At 69.2% G+C, this 17,692-nt stretch carries 14 protein-coding genes and 1 tRNA gene; 11 read left to right on the top strand and 4 right to left on the bottom strand.

The window, feature by feature from the left end; genetic code table 11:
* Positions 1 to 19: 19 nt before the first annotated feature.
* The 3 genes from SFC76_RS17120 to SFC76_RS17110 form a co-directional block, all read right to left on the bottom strand.
* Complete coding sequence (locus SFC76_RS17120; protein WP_322850616.1) at positions 20 to 580, bottom strand: GAF domain-containing protein; 561 nt, start codon at positions 578 to 580, stop codon at positions 20 to 22.
* A 193-nt stretch (positions 581 to 773) separates the two neighbouring features.
* Entirely contained in the window at positions 774 to 2,153 is a 1,380-nt protein-coding gene (locus tag SFC76_RS17115) for a sensor histidine kinase (protein ID WP_322850615.1), read from the bottom strand.
* 284 nt (positions 2,154 to 2,437) lie between these two features.
* The gene (locus tag SFC76_RS17110; RefSeq protein ID WP_416222438.1) at positions 2,438 to 3,103 is read right to left on the bottom strand and encodes a response regulator transcription factor; all 666 of its coding nucleotides are present in this window, start codon (positions 3,101 to 3,103) and stop codon (positions 2,438 to 2,440) included.
* 95 nt (positions 3,104 to 3,198) lie between these two features.
* On the opposite strand from SFC76_RS17110, the gene SFC76_RS17105 reads away from it, so the two are divergent.
* Genes SFC76_RS17105 through SFC76_RS17085 form a run of 5 tightly spaced genes read left to right on the top strand, consistent with a single transcriptional unit; the run spans position 3,199 to position 8,801 of the window.
* Positions 3,199 to 4,275 carry an ABC transporter substrate-binding protein gene (locus SFC76_RS17105; RefSeq protein ID WP_322850613.1) on the top strand — a complete coding sequence of 359 codons (1,077 nt, stop codon included), beginning with the start codon at positions 3,199 to 3,201 and terminating at the stop codon, positions 4,273 to 4,275.
* Entirely contained in the window at positions 4,272 to 5,765 is a 1,494-nt protein-coding gene (locus SFC76_RS17100; RefSeq protein ID WP_322850612.1) for an OprO/OprP family phosphate-selective porin, read from the top strand. The genes SFC76_RS17105 and SFC76_RS17100 overlap by 4 nt, the downstream gene beginning before the upstream one ends.
* 20 nt (positions 5,766 to 5,785) lie before the next feature.
* On the top strand, positions 5,786 to 7,090 hold the full coding sequence (locus SFC76_RS17095; RefSeq protein WP_322850611.1) for a CitMHS family transporter: 1,305 nt from the start codon (positions 5,786 to 5,788) through the stop codon (positions 7,088 to 7,090).
* Positions 7,087 to 8,166, top strand: coding sequence for an AbrB family transcriptional regulator (locus SFC76_RS17090; RefSeq protein ID WP_322850610.1), 1,080 nt, complete (start codon positions 7,087 to 7,089; stop codon positions 8,164 to 8,166). Before SFC76_RS17095 ends, SFC76_RS17090 begins: the two co-directional genes overlap by 4 nt.
* Positions 8,142 to 8,801, top strand: a complete 660-nt coding sequence (locus tag SFC76_RS17085; RefSeq protein WP_322850609.1) for an alpha/beta fold hydrolase — start codon at positions 8,142 to 8,144, stop codon at positions 8,799 to 8,801. Before SFC76_RS17090 ends, SFC76_RS17085 begins: the two co-directional genes overlap by 25 nt.
* An 82-nt stretch (positions 8,802 to 8,883) precedes the next feature.
* On the opposite strand, the gene SFC76_RS17080 is transcribed toward SFC76_RS17085, so the two are convergent.
* A tRNA-Leu gene (locus tag SFC76_RS17080) sits at positions 8,884 to 8,970 on the bottom strand.
* 109 nt (positions 8,971 to 9,079) lie between these two features.
* On the opposite strand from SFC76_RS17080, the gene SFC76_RS17075 reads away from it, so the two are divergent.
* The 6 genes from SFC76_RS17075 to gltB all read left to right on the top strand — a co-directional run bounded on the left by SFC76_RS17075 (position 9,080) and on the right by gltB (position 17,692).
* Entirely contained in the window at positions 9,080 to 10,009 is a 930-nt protein-coding gene (locus SFC76_RS17075) for a complex I NDUFA9 subunit family protein (RefSeq protein ID WP_322850608.1), read from the top strand.
* Between the two features lie 9 nt (positions 10,010 to 10,018).
* Positions 10,019 to 10,816 (top strand): undecaprenyl-diphosphate phosphatase, encoded by a 798-nt coding sequence (locus SFC76_RS17070; protein WP_322850607.1) that lies wholly within the window; start codon positions 10,019 to 10,021, stop codon positions 10,814 to 10,816.
* Between the two features lie 153 nt (positions 10,817 to 10,969).
* A complete protein-coding gene (locus SFC76_RS17065) occupies positions 10,970 to 12,403 on the top strand; it encodes an NAD(P)-dependent oxidoreductase (RefSeq protein ID WP_322850606.1) in 1,434 nt (477 codons plus the stop codon).
* Positions 12,400 to 12,699: a nucleotidyltransferase domain-containing protein gene (locus SFC76_RS17060; protein WP_322850605.1), complete on the top strand. Its 300-nt coding sequence runs from the start codon at positions 12,400 to 12,402 to the stop codon at positions 12,697 to 12,699. The genes SFC76_RS17065 and SFC76_RS17060 overlap by 4 nt, the downstream gene beginning before the upstream one ends.
* The gene (locus SFC76_RS17055; RefSeq protein WP_322850604.1) at positions 12,696 to 13,169 is read left to right on the top strand and encodes a hypothetical protein; all 474 of its coding nucleotides are present in this window, start codon (positions 12,696 to 12,698) and stop codon (positions 13,167 to 13,169) included. The genes SFC76_RS17060 and SFC76_RS17055 overlap by 4 nt, the downstream gene beginning before the upstream one ends.
* Positions 13,166 to 17,692: a glutamate synthase large subunit gene (gene gltB, locus SFC76_RS17050; protein ID WP_322850603.1), complete on the top strand. Its 4,527-nt coding sequence runs from the start codon at positions 13,166 to 13,168 to the stop codon at positions 17,690 to 17,692. The genes SFC76_RS17055 and gltB overlap by 4 nt, the downstream gene beginning before the upstream one ends.

Below are 17,692 nucleotides of genomic sequence, written 5' to 3'. Positions count from 1 at the left end.
CGCCTGCCTTCCGCGCCGATCACACGTCGGATTCGAGCCGTAGCCGCCAGGGCGTCGGCGCGGCGGGCGTGGCGGGGGCGATGGCAGCGATGGCGCGTTCGGCTTCGTGCGCCATCATGACGAGCAGCGAGCGGTCGAAATCCTCGGTCAGCGGCGCGCTGTCGGCGATGCAGATCGCACCGAGCGCCATGCCCGCCTCGTCGTGGATCGGCACGCCCGCATAGAAGCGGACGAAGGGATCGCCGGTGACGCTGTCGAACTTGGCGAAGCGGGCATCCTCGCGCGCGTCGGGAACGACGAGCGCATGGCCGCCCTGCTGGATCGTCACCGCGCAGAAAGCGGTGCTGCGCGCCGTCTCGGCGATGCCGAGGCCGCGTTCGGCGAGCAGCACCTGCGAGCGTTTGTCGATGATCGAGATCGCTGCATAGGGGCGGTGATAATGATCGCGCACGACATCGACGATCCGCGCCAGTTCGGTGCTGCCGCGCATCGATACCGCCCGGCTGCGATCCACGGCGAGCTGCCGCGTCTTCTCGGCAGAGAAGGCATCGAACCATGAACTAACGCGCGGTTCGTCCACCGTGCTCTCCCACTTGTTTCATCAACAACCCCAAGTATCGCAATTAGTTGCCAGACAATGCAATCGAAAACGCAAAGCAAAGCCGGACGATGTCGACAGGTGTCGTCAGCATCGCGGAGCACGTCGGCCGAAACTAATCGAACCGATATGAGGATAATGCCGGTTAACCAGCCATTTACTATGGCCGGGTTCGTCAGGGCGACGGCGCGTCGGGCAGGTGGAGGAGGACGACGAGGCCGGGTTCGGCGTCGGCCAGCCGCAAGGTCGCGCCGATCCGCGCCGCGGCGGAGCGGACGACGGCGAGGCCGAGGCCGCTGCCGTCGGGCGCATGGCGGTCGCCGAGCCGGACGAACCGCTCCAGTGCGCGGTCGCGGTCGGCTGCGGCGATCCCGGGGCCGTCGTCGCGGACCGACAGATCGACGCCGCCGCCGGCCGCGCGGATCGCGACGGTGACGGTGCCGCCGCGCCGGTTGTAGCGGATGCCGTTGTCGATGAGGTTGCTGAGAATCTCGACCAGCAGCGTGCGATGGCCGTGCACCCAGGCGGGGGTCGCCGCGGCGTCGAGCTGGAGTTCGACGCCGGCGTCGATCGCTTGGCCGATGCGGCGGCTGATGACGCGCACCGCGACCTCGCGCAGATCGACGCGTTCGAGCGGCGGCGCCGCGCCCGCTTCCTCGGCGCGGGCGAGCGCGAGCAGTTGGATCAGCAGCCGTTCGAGCCGCGCGGCGGCGGTGGCGATCTCGTCGAGCGCCTCGCGCGAGCCGCGGCGGGCAAGCTCGATCTGCACCTTGAGCACCGACAGCGGCGTGCGCATCTGGTGCGAGGCGTCGGCGGTGAAGCGGCGCGTCGCGGCGGTGGCGGTGTCGAGCTGGGCGAGCAGCCGGTCGAACGCCTCGGCGAGCGGGCGCAATTCGAGCGGCAGCGGGCCGGCGTCGATCGGCGACAGGTCGGGCGCGGCATGGCCCTCGCGCGCCTCGACCGCGCCGCGCAGCCGGGCGAGCGGGCGCAGGCTCCAGCCGAGCGCCGGGCGCAGCAGCAGCATCGCGATGCCGACCAGGGCGAGCTCGCCGCCGAGCAGCGCGATCATCAGCCGGCGGCTGAGCGCGCGGCGGCCGTCGAGCGTCTCGGCGACCTGGACGACGACGGGGCGCTCGATGCCGGGCAAGGCGCGACGCACCTCGGCGATGCGGATGCGCTGGTCGCGATAGTCGGCGAAGCGGAAGCGCGGCTGGTCGATCGCGAGTGCATCGGCCGCGGGCGCGGGGAGGTCGGCATAGCCGGTGAGCAGATCGCCGCCGACGGCGATACGGTAATAGACGTTGTCGCGCTCGCTGTTCTCCAACATGCCGAAGGCGGCGGGCGGCAGATCGAGCGTCACCTCGCCGCGCTCGACCTGCACCGTCTCGGCGATCGCGCCGAGCGCGCCGCCGAGCACGCGGTCGTTGGTGCGGCGCACCACATCGGCGATCAGCGCCGCGCCGGCGACGCCGAGCAGGATCGCGACGCCAAGCAACGGCCCGAGCATCGCGACGAGCAGGCGCGTGCGCAACGCGATGGCGCGGGGGGCGGGCATCAGGTGGCGGCGCTGGCGGGGGTCATGCGCGGATTCCCGGGCGGGTTCTGGAGGGTTCCGGGCATGTCTCACTCTGGATTGGTTGGGGACCTCCGCAATACGCTTGGTGTACCCCGGCGAAGGCCGGGGCCCTGTTGGGAAGGCCACTGTGAGTCACGACGACCCTCACCCAAATGGCCCCCGGCCTCCGCCGGGGTACGGGCTTGGTATGGGGTGGGACTTTCGCGAAAGTCTCGCCTGCGTCGGAGCGCGGGTAGCGGTGGCGGCGCGCTTGCCCTCCCGCCTCACCCGGCATCGAGCAGATACCCAACGCCGCGCACGGTGCGGATCTGCGGGCCGTCGGGGGCGAGCTTGCTGCGCAGGCGGGTGACGTTGACCTCGATCGCATTGGGGCCGACGGGTTCGTCATAGCCGAATACCTCGGCGAGCAGCAGCTCGCGCGGCACGACCTGGCCGGCGCGGGTGGCGAGCGCGTCGAGCACCGCCCATTCGCGGCGACGCAGGTCGAGCGCGCGGCCGCCGACCTCGGCCTGGCCGGTCGAGCGGTTGAGGGTCAGTGCGCCGATCGTCACCTCCGGGGTCGGATCGCCGCCGCGGCGGCGGCCGAGCGCGCGGACGCGCGCCTCCAGCTCCTGCGGCTCGAACGGCTTGCGCAGATAATCGTCCGCGCCGAGATCGAGCCCGCGCACCCGGTCGTCGAGCGCGTCGCGCGCGGTCAGCATCAGTACCGGCACCTTCTCGCCGCGCCGGCGCAGCCGTTCCAGCACGGTGAAGCCGTCGATGCCGGGCAGGCCGACGTCGAGGATGACGAGCGCATAGGGTTCGCCCGAGATCAGCGTCAGCCCTTCTTCGCCGCTCGCCGAATGATCGACCGCGTGGCCGCTGGCACGCAGCAGGGCGGCGATGCTCCTCGCCAGCGCCGCATCGTCCTCGATCATCAGGATTCGCATGGTTTCACCCGGTGAAAGGTTGCTGACAGGTGCGCCGGATATCCCACGATGGCAGCTTATCCGATCACAGAAGCGGAAAAGCGAGAGGAGCCGGGATGCGGACGATCCTATTCGGGACGATGATGATGCTGGCGGCAGCAGGGACGGCGCACGCGCAGACCCGGCCGGCGGGCTATCCGCGGTCCTACGACGGGCTGATCGCCGCGGCGAAGGCGGAGGGCGGGCTGACCGTCTACGGCAATGCCGACCGCAGCGAGCTGGTCGGCGTCGTCGCCGGCTTCCACCGGCTCTATCCCAATATCCGCGTCCGCTACGTCGACCTCGGCTCGATCGAGATCTACCGCCGGCTGGTCGGCGAGACGCGCGCGCGGCGGCCGTCGGCGGACCTCGTCTGGTCGTCGGCGATGGCGTTGCAGGTCAAGCTGATCAACGACGGCTTCGGCCAGAGCTATGCCAGCCCGGAGAAGCCGGCGCTGCCGCCGCAGGCGGTGTGGAAGAACATCGGCTATGGCGTCACCGCCGAGCCGATCGGGATCGTCTACAACCGCAAGCTGATCCCCGACGCGCAGCGGCCGCGCAGCCATGCCGCGCTCGAGACGCTGCTGCGCACGCGGCGCGCGCAATTCACCGGCCGCGTCACCACCTTCGATCCGGCGCGGTCGAACGTCGGCTATCTGTATCTGACCGAGGATCTCGCGATCACCCGCGACAGCCGTGCGCTGATGACGGCGATCGCGGCGACCAGGCCGGTGCTGGCGGAGCGGACCGAGCCGATGCTCGCCGCGGTCGCCGCCGGGCGGCAGGCGATCGCCTATAACGTCGTCGCATCCTATGCGCTGGAGCAGGCGAAGCGCGATCCGCGGCTCGGCGTGGTGCTGCCGAGCGACTATACGATCGTCAGCTCGCGCATCGCGTTCATCGCGCGCCAGGCGCGCGCGCCGGCGAGCGCCAAGCTGTTCCTCGATTTCCTGTTGTCGCGGCGCGGCCAGAGCCTGCTCGCCGCGCGCAGCCTGTGGCCGGTGCGCGCCGACGTGCCCGCGCGGCGGCTGCCCGCGGCGCAGGCGCGCCCGATCCGCGTCGGGCCGCAACTCCTCGTCCCCCTCGACCGCATCACCCGCCAGCGCTTCCTGCGCGACTGGCAGGCGATCCTTGCCGGAGCCCCCACGTCATGATCCTGCGTACCGGATGCGCCCTGTTGGCGCTCGTCGCCGCCACGCCTGCGCTCGCGCAGACGCCCTCGCAGGCGGAACTCGCCGAATTGGTGCGGGCGCAGGCGGCGGAGATCGCGGCGTTGAAGGCGCGGCTCGACCGGGTCGAGGGGCAGCAGGCGCTCGCCGCGGCACCGCCCCCCGCTCCGGCGCCCGCCCCCGTGCAGACGCCGCCGCAGCAGGTCGCGCAGGCCGCGCCGCCGCCGGTGCGCCGCACGGTGCCGTTCGCGCCGCAGCTCGCGCCGCCCGGCCCCGCCGACCGCGACGTCGCACAGGCGACGGCGGCGCGCGACAATCCGTCGGGGGTGACCACCGAATGGGGTGCGGGTCTGCCCGTCTTCCACTCGGCCGACGGCGTCTATACGTTCAAGCCGCGCGGCCGCATCCTCGCCGACGTCAGCAGCACCTTCGGCTCCAAATCGGACACGCGCAACCTCACCACCACCGGCATGCGCGCGCTGCGCCTGGGGCTGGAGGGCGGCGTCGGGACGCATTTCTTCTACCAGATGGAGGCGGATTTCTCGGAGAACGAGGTCGATGTCGTCACCGCCTTCATGGGCTGGCGCGACCGGATCAGGCCGGGGCTCGATTACGACGTGCGCGCCGGGCACCTGTTCAACGACCGCGGCTTCGAAGGCTCGACCGGATCGGATTCGACGCCGTTCCTCGAACGCACCACGGTCGCCACCGCGATCATCCCCCAACGCGGCTTCTACGGCATCGGCATCATGCCGCGCCTGTTCTGGAAGACCGGCCACGCCTCGCTGACCGTCACCGGCGACCGCGTCGACGGCACGCAGGCGGTGAGCGACGGACGCACGCTGCTGGGCCGCGCGCATTGGAACCCGGTCAAGACCGACGACACGGTGCTGCACGTCGGCGCCTGGGGCTTCGACGAGAGCCTGTCGCCCGCGGCGACGACGCTGACCCGCAACACGGTGATCGGCGGCCGCTTCAACGGCGGCCTGCGCGTCTCGACCGGCACGTTGCTCGGCGGCACCGGCACCACCGGCTATGGCGCGGAGCTGGGCGGCTATCGCGGGCCGTTGTGGGTGATGGGCGAGGCGGGGCGGCGCGTCGCGCGGCTCGACGGCGGCCGGCCCGATTTCGTCAGCAAGGCGTGGAGCGTGTCGGGCGGCTTCTTCCTCACCGGCGACCTGCCGCCGTACAATCCGCGGCTCGGCAGTTTCGGCCAGCCCAAGGTCAAGCGGCCGACTTTCGACGGGGGTCCCGGCGCGATCGAGCTGACCGCGCGCTATGAGAGTCTCGATTACACCGACCTCATCACCGGCGGCGAGGGCTGGGCGGGGACCCTCGGCGTGAACTGGTACCTCAACAGTTTCACGCGGCTGCAGGTCAACGGCATCCATTGGGACACCGACAATCGCAGCGGCGCCGTCACCGGCGCCGATTCCGGCGAGACCGTCAGCGCCCGCGTCGCCGTCACCTTCTGATCTTTCCAAGGATTTTGCCCATGGATTTGGCGCTGCTCGGCTTCCTGATGGTGGCCACCTTCATGACGCTCATCATGACCAAGCGGATGACGCCGCTGGTCGCGCTGATCGTCATCCCGACGCTGTTCGGCGTGATCGCCGGCCAGGCCGCGGGGCTCGGCGACATGATGATCGACGGGATCAAGAACCTCGCGCCGACCGGCGTGATGCTGCTGTTCGCGATCCTGTTCTTCTCGACAATGACCGATACCGGCCTGTTCGATCCCCTGGTCGGCCGGCTGATCCGGCTGGTCCACGGCGATCCGACGCGCATCCTGCTCGGCACCGTCGTGCTGTGCGCGCTGGTCAGCCTCGATGGCGACGGGTCGACCACCTACATCATCACGATCGCCGCGCTGCTGCCGCTCTACAAGCGCTACGACATGAACCGATTGTATCTGTGCTGCCTGTTGATGGCGACCAGCGGCATCATGAATCTCACCCCCTGGGGCGGCCCGACCGCGCGTGCGGCGAGCGCGCTGAAGCTCGATCCGGCGACTTTGTTCCTGCCGCTGATCCCCGGCATGATCGCCGGCCTCGCCAGCCTGCTCGCGCTCGCAATTTGGTTCGGCCGCAAGGAGCGCGTGCGCATCGGCACGGTGCAGACGCGCGACGAGACCGACTTCACCGGCATGGCGGTGTCGCAATATCCCGAGGCGCGGCGGCCCAAGCTGATCTGGTTCAACGGCCTGCTCGTCGTCACGCTACTGACCCTGCTGGTCTGGGGGCTGTTGCCGCTGTCGGTGCTGATGATGATCGCCTTCGCGATCGCGATGATCGTCAATTACCCCGGCGTCGCCGAGCAGAAGGAGCGGATCGCCGCGCATGCCGGCAACGTGCTGTCGGTGGTGTCGCTGATCTTCGCCGCGGGCATCTTCACCGGTATCCTCGGCGGCACCGGCATGGTCGAGGCGATGAGCAAGGAGGTCGTCGGCATGATCCCGCCGGTGATGGGGCCGTATATGGCGCCGATCACCGCCTTGCTCAGCCTGCCCTTCACCTTCTTCATCTCCAACGACGCCTTCTATTTCGGCATGCTGCCGATCCTCGCCGAGGCGGGGGCGCATTACGGCGTCTCGCCGATCGCGATCGCGCGCGCCTCGCTGATGGGGCAGCCGGTGCATCTGCTCAGCCCCCTGGTGCCCTCCACCTATCTGCTGGTCAGCCTCGCCGGGGTCGATCTCGCCGATCACCAGCGCTTCACCTTGCTGCCGGCGATCATGGTCTGCGCGGTGATGACGCTGGTGGGCATGATCGCGCTCGCCTTTCCGTTCGTCGCCGGGTGAACCGCGACGCCGCCTCGATCGGGCTGCGCTTCGCCGCGGCGCTGCTCGTCGGCGGCGCGGGCGGCGCGCTGTTCCATGCCGCGGGCGCGCCCTTGCCCTGGGTGCTCGGCTCGATGGCCGCCTGCGCCGCGGCGAGCGTCGCGGGGGCGCCGATCCGCGCCTCGGCGGCGACGCGGCGGCCGATGGCGGCGGTGATCGGCGTCGTGCTCGGCAGCAGCTTCCACCCCGGGCTGATCGCGCAGGCGCGCGACTGGCTGGTGCCGCTCGCGCTGCTGCCGCTGTTCCTGGCGAGCGCGGCGCTGCTCTGCGTGCTCTATTTCCGCAAGGTCGCACGCTTCGACCCCGCCACCGCCTATTTCGCCGGCATGCCCGGCGGTATCGCCGAAATGGTGCTGATGGGGGCCGATCGCGGTGCCGACGAGCGCGCGATCGGGCTGATCCACGGCGCGCGCATCTTCCTCGTCGTCTTCGCTCTGCCCTGGGCGGTGCATCTGATCCGCCCCGCGGCGGAGCAGGCGATGGCCGCGGCGCCCGCCGGTGGCGGCACGCTCGATCCCGCGCTGCTTCTCTGGGGCGGCGGCTGTATCGCGCTCGGGCTGCTGCTCGGCCGGGCGCTGCGGCTGCCCGCCTGGCATCTGATCGGGCCGCTCGCGGTCAGCGCCGCGGTGCACCTGACCGGATTGAGCGACTTCCGCATCCCCGGCTGGATCGTCGGCGCGGCGCAGGTCGGGCTGGGGGCGACGATCGGCTGCCGCTTCGTCGGGCTGACGCTGGCGACGCTCGGGCGCACCTTGCTGCTCGCCGCCGGCTCGACCGCGATCCTGCTGACGCTCACCATCGCCTGGGCGGCGGCCATCGCCGCGTTGACCGATCTCGATCCCGTCTTGCTGGTGCTCGGCTATTCGCCCGGCGGGTTGGCCGAGATGAGCATGGTCGCGCTCGGCCTGTCGCTCGAACCCGGATTCGTCATCGTCCACCATCTCACCCGCGTCGTGCTGGTGCTGATCGGGGCGCCGCTCGCCTTCCGCCGCCCCCAACCCCCGGAGACCATATGGACCGACCGCGCCTGCCCCTGATGCTGCTGCCCGCGATGGGCTGCGACGGGCGCCTGTGGGCGCGCCAGATCATGGACCTCGCCGACATCGCCGAGCCCGACTTCGCCGACCTGTCGCAGGATACGACGATCGGCGCGATGGCGGCGCGGGTGCTCGCCGCGATGCCACCGCGCGGCGCGGTCGCCGGGGTCAGCCTGGGCGGGTATGTCGCGCTGGAGATGGTGCGCCAGGCGCCCGAGCGGATCACCCGCATCGCCCTGTTCGGCACGCGCGCCTCGATGGAGCCGCGGGCGCGCACCGTCGCGGACCAGGGCCTGATCGCCACCGCGCCGCATGCCGATCCGCAGCTGTCGGCGATCGTCAGCGGCCCGGCGCTGGCGATGGCCGAGCGGCTCGGCCCGACCGTCTTCGCGCGCCAGCAGGCGGCGCTGCTCGCCCGTCCCGACATCGCCGAGGCGATTCGCGCGATCCGCGTGCCGACGCTGGTCGCGGTCGGCGATCGCGACCGGATCTGCACCCCCGACGACGCGCGTGCGCTCGCCGAGGCGATTCCCGGCGCGCGCCTGCACGTGCTGCGCGGCTGCGGCCATCTCTCGCCGATGGAGCGTCCCGGCGAGGTGACGACGCTGCTGCGCCGCTGGCTGCGGGCGGGGTAGGGACTGGGTGGGGGCGGTGCGGCCCGGCATTCGCGCCGGGGCGTCGCGCCGTCCGGCCGCGGCAGACGCCGGGGTCGGAAAATGGTGCCCAGAAGAGGACTCGAACCTCCACGACCTTGCGATCGCCAGCACCTGAAGCTGGTGCGTCTACCAATTCCGCCATCTGGGCACGGGGTAGGGGGCGGCCTTTAGGGGGCGGTCGCCGCGCTTGTCAACACGGGTTTCGCGGGGCAAGGGGCGAAACATCAGCACAGCGACGAAAAAATGAGGCCCGGGCGATGAAAGACAAGCTGGTTACGATCTTCGGCGGCGGCGGATTCGTCGGCCGCTATGTGGTGCAGGCGCTGCTGCGCGGCGGCGCGCGGGTGCGCGTCGCCGAGCGCGATCCGCGGCATGCGTGGTTTCTCAAGCCGTTGGGCGGCCTCGGCCAGACCCAGTTCGTCGCCGCCGACGTGACGCTGCCCGATACGGTGCAGCGCGCGGTGCAGGGCGCCGACGCGGTGATCAACATGGTCGGGCTGCTCGCCGGCGATTTCGAGCGCGTCCATGTCGGCGGCGCGCGCAACGTCGCCGAGGCGGCGGCGGCGGCCGGCGTCGGCACGTTGGTCCATATGTCGGCGATCGGCGCCGATGCGAGCGCGCCCTCCGCCTATGGCAGCAGCAAGGGGCGCGGCGAGGCGGCTGTGCAGGCCGCTTTCCCCAACGCCGCGATCATCCGCCCGTCGATCGTGTTCGGCCGCGAGGACCAGTTCATCAACCGCTTCGCCGGGATGATCGGCAAGGCGCCGGTGGTGCCGGTGCTGCGCGCGCCGGTGAAGTTCCAGCCGGTGTTCGCCGGCGACGTCGGCGATGCGATGGCGGCGGCGACCGACGCACGCTTCGCCGGCCAGACGTTCGAACTGGGCGGCCCCGACGTGATGACGATGGGCGAGATCATCCGCTGGATCGCCAAGACGATCGGCCGCAGCCCGTCGATCATCGAATTGCCCGATGCGGCCGGCGCCTTGCTCGCCAAATTGCCGTTCGCGCCGATCACCAACGACCAATGGCTGATGCTCCAGCGCGACAATGTCGTCGCACCGGACGCGCAGGGTCTTGCCGCGCTCGGCATCGATCCGACCCCGCTGCAGGCGGTCGCGCCCGAGTGGCTCGTCCGCTTCCGCCGCACCGGCCGGTTCGGTCGCCGCGCCGAAACCCTCGCCGCTTAAGGACTTTTCATGGACCTGCTCACCGTCATCCTCCTCGGCATCGTCGAGGGGGTCACCGAATTCCTGCCCGTCTCCTCGACCGGGCATCTGATCCTCGCGGGCACCTTGCTCGGTGTGCAGGACCAGGCGACCGCCACCTTCGACATCGTGATCCAATTGGGCGCGATCCTCGCGGTGATCGTCCTTTATTGGCGGCGGTTCTGGGACGTCGCCGTCGGCCTGGTCGGCGGCCAGCCCAAGTCGTGGGCGTTCGTCCGCAACATCGCGCTCGGCTTCCTGCCCGCCGCGGCGATCGGCGTCGTCGTCTACAAGGCGGTCAAGGCGCTGCTCGAAAGCCCAACGGTGGTCGCAATCGCGCTGATCGTCGGCGGTATCGCCATCCTCGTGATCGAGCGGCTGGTGAAGCAGGCGCGGATCGAATCGGTCGAGGCGATGCCGTGGAGCACCGCGCTCGGCGTCGGTGTCGTCCAGTGTCTCGCGATGATCCCCGGCGTCAGCCGCTCGGGCGCGACGATCATGGGCGCGCTGAGCCTCGGCGTCGATCGGCGCGCGGCGGCGGAATTCTCCTTCTTCCTCGCGATTCCGACGATGCTTGCCGCTTCGGGTTACGATCTGCTCAAGTCGGGCGCGACATTGGGGCAGGGCGAGTGGCTGAGCATCGCGATCGGCTTCGTCGTCTCGTTCGTCGTCGCCCTGGTGGTGATCCGCTGGTTCGTCGGCATCGTCAGCCGTCACGGATTTGCACCTTTCGCCTGGTATCGGATCGTCGTCGGCGCGGTCGCACTGGTCGCGCTGCAACTGAGGTAGGTCCGGTTCATTACCTTGTTCGCTGCGGCTGCAGCGAGGAAGCGTGCGAAGGGCGGGATGAGGCACCTAACTAAGGCAGTATAACTTCCATATTGGCGATTTTGTGCGTGACATGGTTGGCTTTCCTTCGTAGCTGAGGCTGAAGGAGGCCCCATGCCGCACGATTCCATGCTCAAGTTCGTCGACCGCGCGCAGGCCTATCCCGCCAAGCGCGATGCGGAAACGCGCGCCGAGGACTTTGCCGAGATCGCCGCGCGCTATGCCGCGCCGACGGCGGAGGATCAGGCCGGGCGCTGCTCGCAATGCGGCGTGCCTTATTGTTCGGTGCATTGCCCGCTGCACAACCATATCCCAGACTGGCTGCGGCTGACCGCCGAGGGGCGGCTGCACGAGGCGTACGAACTGTCGAACAGCACTTCGACCATGCCCGAGATCTGTGGCCGCATCTGCCCGCAGGACCGGTTGTGCGAGGGTAATTGCGTGATCGAATTCACCGGCCATGGCGCGGTGACGATCGGATCGGTCGAGAAGTTCATCACCGATACCGCCTGGGAAGAGGGCTGGGTCGAACCGCTGGTGCCCGGCCCCGCGCGCGGCCAGTCGGTGGCGGTGATCGGGGCCGGTCCGGCCGGATTGACCGCGGCGGAATATCTGCGTGGCCATGGTTATGAGGTTCACGTCTACGACCGGCACGATCGCGCCGGCGGCTTGCTGACCTATGGCATCCCCGGCTTCAAGCTCGAGAAGCCCGTCGTCATGCGCCGCGTCGACCGGCTGAAGGCGGGCGGCATCGTCTTCCACGAAGGCTTCGGCGTCGGCGAACAGGCGAGCCTCGACGATCTCCGCCGCGAGCATGATGCGGTGCTGATCGCCACCGGTGTCTACAAGGCGCGCGCACTCGATGTCGCCGGCGGCGACGACGGCCGCGTGGTGGCCGCGCTCGACTATCTGATCGCGTCGAACCGCAAGGGCTTCGGCGATGCGGTGCCGGCGTTCGACCAGGGCGGGCTCGACGCGGCGGGCAAGCACGTCGTGGTGATCGGCGGCGGCGACACCGCGATGGACTGCGTGCGCACCGCGATCCGCCAGGGCGCGGCATCGGTGAAATGCCTCTACCGCCGCGATCGCAAGAACATGCCGGGCAGCCAGCGCGAGGTGACCAATGCCGAGGAGGAGGGCGCCGAATTCGTCTGGCTCTCCGCCCCCGCGGCGTTCGACAGCGACGGCACGGTCCGGGTGCGCAAGATGCGCTTGGGCGCTCCCGATGCGAGCGGCCGGCGTGCGCCGGAAGCCGATCCGAGCGGCGATTTCACCCTGCAGGCGGATCTGGTGATCAAGGCCCTGGGCTTCGACGCCGAGGATCTGCCGACGCTGTTCGGCGCGCCCGAACTCGGCGTCAGCCGCTGGGGAACGGTGCTGGTCGACGGCAAGACGCTGATGACCAGCCTCGACGGCGTGTTCGCGGCGGGTGACATCGTCCGCGGGGCGTCGCTGGTGGTCTGGGCGATCCGCGACGGCCGCGACGTCGCGGCGACGATGCACAAATGGCTGAAGGCGAAGGCAAAGGCGGGAAGGCAAGCGGCGTGAGACTCACCGCGGACGAGGTGCAGGCGATCAAGGCGGCCGCCGCCGAAGCGTTCGGCGCGTCCGCCGTCGTGCGCCTGTTCGGCAGCCGGGTGGACGATACCAAGCGTGGCGGCGATATCGACCTGCTGATCGAGGCGCCGGCGGACCGGATCGGAATCGCCTATGAATCGCGGTTTCTCTCCAACCTGTTCCGGCGGATCGACGAGCGCAAAGTCGATGTGGTGTTGACCAAACAGGGTCAGCCGTTGCCGCCGTTCGCCGCGATGGTCGCGCAACATGCGGTGCCGCTGCCATGACGGACACCGAGGTCTTTATCGGTCGCACACTTGCCCGCTGTCGCAAGGTTGCTGCGGGTGCAGAGGAACTGATGCCGTTGCTGGCTGGCGTGATGCCGTTCGACGGTGAGGATCTCGCCGCGCTGAACCTGATGCAACGTACGGCGGCGACCGCATTCCTGAAACGGTTCGAACAGCTTCAGGATTTGATCGCCCGCGCGGTGCGTGCGATTGCCGGCTGGACGGGCGTGGATGCCGGATCGATGACGCATCGGGATATCGGCGATTGGCTGGAGAAGCATGCGCTCGTGCCTGATTCCGAATCCTGGATGGTGGCGGTGCGTCTGCGCAACCGCCTCGTCCACGAATATCCGATCGAAGAGCAAGAACAGGTGCTGCGGCTCAACGAAAGCTGGGCGGCGATGCCCCTGCTGCACACCATCACCGATAATCTCGGCGCCTATGCCGAGCAGAAGGGCCTGCCGACATGACCGACGCCCATGATCCGATGAAGAACGACCAGCGCGCCTACCTCGCCGAACACGGCATGTACCGCCCCGACAGCGAGGGCGATGCCTGCGGTGTCGGCCTCGTCGCCGCCACCGACGGGCGCGCATCGCGGCGCGTCGTCCAGTCGGCGGTCGATGCGCTCAAAGCGGTGTGGCACCGCGGCGCGGTCGATGCCGATGGCAAGACCGGCGACGGCGCCGGCATCCATATCGACCTGCCGCACCGCTTCTTCGACGATGCGGTCGTCGCGAGCGGGCACAAGGTGCTGCCCAACCGGCTCGCGGTCGGCATGATCTTCCTGCCGCGCACCGATCTCGGCGCGCAGGAGAATTGCCGCACGATCGTCGAAAGCGCGATCATCGAGGCGGGCTATACGATCTACGGCTGGCGGCAGGTGCCGGTCGACGTGTCGGTGATCGGCCTGAAAGCGCAGACGACGCGGCCCGAGATCGAGCAGATCATGATCGCCGGCCCGCTGCCCGACGAGGTCAGCGCCGCCGAGTTCGAGAAGAACCTGTATCTCGTCCGCCGCCGCATCGAAAAGCGCATCATCGCCGCGCAGATCCAGGGCTTCTACGTCTGCTCGCTGTCGTGCCGCTCGATCGTCTACAAGGGATTGTTCCTCGCCGAGAGCCTGTCGGTCTTCTATCCCGACCTGCAGGACCAGCGCTTCGAATCGCGCGTCGCGATCTTCCACCAGCGTTATTCGACCAACACCTTCCCGCAATGGTGGTTGGCGCAGCCGTTCCGCTGCCTCGCGCACAATGGCGAGATCAACACGATCCGCGGCAACAAGAACTGGATGCTCAGCCACGAGATCCGGATGGCGAGCCTCGCGTTCGGCGACAATTCGGAAGACATCAAGCCGGTGATCCCGGCGGGTGCGTCCGACACCGCCGCGCTCGACGCGGTGTTCGAGGCGATCTGCCGCTCCGGCCGGGATGCGCCGACCGCCAAGCTGATGCTGGTGCCCGAGGCGACGGGGGCGGACACGCCGGCCAATCATGCCGCGATGTACAATTACCTCGCCTCGGTGATGGAGCCGTGGGACGGCCCCGCCGCGCTGGCGATGACCGACGGGCGCTGGGCGGTGGCGGGCGTCGACCGCAACGCGTTGCGGCCGCTGCGTTATACGCGGACCTCCGATGGCCTGCTGGTCGTCGGGTCGGAGACCGGCATGGTCGTCCTTCCCGAATCGACCGTCGTCGCCAAGGGCCGGCTCGGGCCGGGGCAGATGATCGCGGTCGATCTCGACGAGGGCCGCGTGCTCGACGATCTCGAGGTCAAGGACCGGATCAGCGGCGAGCATGACTATGCCGCGATGATCGGCGAATTCCATACGCTCGACGATCTGCCCGAGGTCGCCGAGGCGGTGGTCCGCTACGATCGCCCCGCGCTCGCGCGCCGCCAGGTCGCCGCCGGCCAGACGCTCGAGGATATGGAGCTGATCCTGTCGCCGATGGTCGAGACCGCCAAGGAGGCGATCGGCTCGATGGGCGACGACACCCCGCTCGCCGTCATCAGCGACAAGCCGCGGCTCATCAGCCAGTTCTTCCGCCAGAATTTCAGCCAGGTCACCAACCCGCCGATCGATCCGCTGCGCGAGCGCTACGTCATGTCGCTGCGCACCCGCTTCGGCAATCTCGCCAACATCCTCGACACCGAGGATCAGCGCGATCGCGTGCTGGTGCTCGATTCGCCGGTGCTCACCGGCCAGCATTGGGCGCGGCTCAAGGCGCATTTCGCACGCACCGCGACCGAGATCGACTGCACCTTCGACGCCGAGGGCGGTCCGGAGAAATTGCGCGCGGCGATCCAGCGCATCCGCAACGAGGCGGAACAGGCGGTGCGGCAGGGCAAGAGCGAGCTGTTCCTGACCGACGAGCACGTCTCCGAAGACCGGATCGCGATCGCCGGCGTGCTGGCGGCGGCGGCGGTGCACACGCACCTCGTCCGCCGGGGGCTGCGCTCCTATGCGTCGATCAACGTCCGTTCGGCGGAATGTCTGGACACGCATTATTATGCGGTGCTGATCGGTGTCGGCGCGACGACGGTGAACGCCTATCTGGCCGAGGCGGCGATCGTCGACCGGCAGGCGCGCGGCCTGTTCGGCGATCTCAGCCTGGACGAATGCCTCAAGCGGCATCGCCATGCGATCGAGGAAGGTCTGCTCAAGATCATGAGCAAGATGGGGATCGCGGTGATCTCCTCCTATCGCGGCGGCTATAATTTCGAGGCGGTCGGGTTGAGCCGCAGCCTCGTCAACGACCTGTTCCCCGGCATGCCCGCCAAGATCTCGGGCGAAGGCTATAATTCGCTGCACCACAGCGCGCTGGTGCGGCACGAACTGGCGTGGGACGAAGGCGTGGCGAAGCTGCCGATCGGCGGCTTCTATCGCCAGCGCCACACCGGCGAGACGCATGCTTATTCGGCGCAGCTCATGCACCTGTTGCAGACCGCGGTGTCGACCGACAGCTATACCAGCTATCTGCAATTCAGCCGCGGCGTCGCCGATCTGCCGCCGGTCTATCTGCGCGACCTGCTCCAGTTCAACTTCCCGAGCGAAGGCGTGCCGGTCGATCAGGTCGAGGCGATCACCGAGATCCGCAAGCGCTTCGTCACCCCGGGCATGTCGCTCGGCGCGCTCAGCCCCGAGGCGCACGAGACGCTGGCGATCGCGATGAACCGCATCGGCGCCAAGGCGGTGTCCGGCGAGGGCGGCGAGGATACCAAGCGCTTCAAGCCCTATGAGAATGGCGACAACGCCAATTCGACGATCAAGCAGATCGCCAGCGGCCGGTTCGGCGTCACCGCGGAATATCTCAACGCCTGCGAGGAGATCGAGATCAAGGTCGCGCAGGGCGCCAAGCCCGGCGAGGGCGGTCAGTTGCCCGGTTTCAAGGTAACCGAGTTCATCGCCAAGCTGCGCCATGCGACGCCGGGCGTGACGCTGATCAGCCCGCCGCCGCATCACGACATCTATTCGATCGAGGATCTCGCGCAGCTCATCTACGATCTCAAGCAGATCAACCCGCGCGCGCGCGTCTGCGTCAAGTTGGTCAGCTCGTCGGGGATCGGCACCGTTGCCGCCGGCGTCGCCAAGGCGCATGCAGACGTCATCCTGATCGCCGGCCATGTCGGCGGCACCGGCGCCTCGCCCCAGACCAGCGTCAAATATGCCGGCACGCCGTGGGAGATGGGCCTCAGCGAGGTCAATCAGGTGCTCACCCTCAACGGCCTGCGCGGCCGGGTGCGGCTGCGTACCGACGGCGGGCTCAAGACCGGGCGCGACATCGTCATCGCCGCCATCCTCGGCGCCGAGGAATATGGCATCGGCACGTTGAGCCTCGTCGCGATGGGCTGCATCATGGTGCGCCAGTGCCATAGCAACACCTGCCCGGTCGGCGTCTGCACGCAGGATCAGGCGTTGCGCGACAAGTTCGTCGGCACGCCCGAGAAGGTCATCAACCTGATGACCTTCATCGCCGAGGAGGTGCGTGACATCCTCGCGCGGCTGGGCGTCAGGAGCCTCGACGAGGTGATCGGCCGCACCGAATTCCTGCGTCAGGTCAGCCGCGGCGCCGAGCATCTCGACGACCTCGACCTCAACCCGATCCTCGCCAAGGTCGATGCGACCGACGCCGAGCGCCGCTTCTCGCTGTCGACCTTCCGCAACGAGGTGCCCGACAGTCTCGATGCGCAGATCATCAAGGATGCCGCGGCGGTGTTCAGCCGCGGCGAGAAGATGCAGCTCACCTATTCGGTGCGCAACACGCATCGCGCGGTCGGCACGCGGCTGTCGAGCGAGGTCACCCGCCGCTTCGGGATGAGCAAGCTCGCCGACGGCCACGTCACCGTCCGGCTGCGCGGGAGCGCCGGGCAGAGCCTCGGCGCGTTCCTGTGCAAGGGCATCACGCTGGAGGTGTTCGGCGACGCCAACGATTATGTCGGCAAGGGCCTGTCGGGCGGCATCATCGTGCTGCGCCCCGCGGTGTCCTCACCGTTGGCGAGCCAGGACAATACGATCCTCGGCAACACGGTGCTCTATGGCGCGACCTCGGGGACGTTGCTCGCCGCGGGGCAGGCGGGCGAGCGGTTCGCGGTGCGCAATTCGGGCGCGACCGTGGTGGTCGAGGGCTGCGGCGCCAATGGCTGCGAATATATGACCGGCGGCGTCGCGGTGCTGCTCGGCCGCGTCGGCCAGAATTTCGGCGCTGGGATGACCGGCGGCATGGCCTTCGTCTACGATCCCGACGGCGAGTTCGCCCAGCGTGCTAACCCGGAGAATATCGTCTGGCAGCGACTCGCCTCGGCGCATTGGGAGGGCGTGCTGCACGGCCTCGTCGCGCGCCACGCGCAGGCCACCGACAGCAAATGGTCGAAGGGCCTGCTCGCCGACTGGGAGCGGATCGCCGGCGACTTCTGGCAGGTGGTGCCGAAGGAAATGCTGTCGCGGCAGACCTATCCGCTGGACGATTCGGTGGAGCTGGTCGCGGCGGAGTGA

Origin of the sequence: Sphingomonas sp. CD22, from assembly GCF_034556155.1 — a bacterium.
Classification (GTDB): Bacteria; Pseudomonadota; Alphaproteobacteria; order Sphingomonadales; family Sphingomonadaceae; genus Sphingomonas.
Note: the sequence above shows the minus strand (reverse complement) of the source record. Positions and strands in the feature narration are given on the sequence as shown.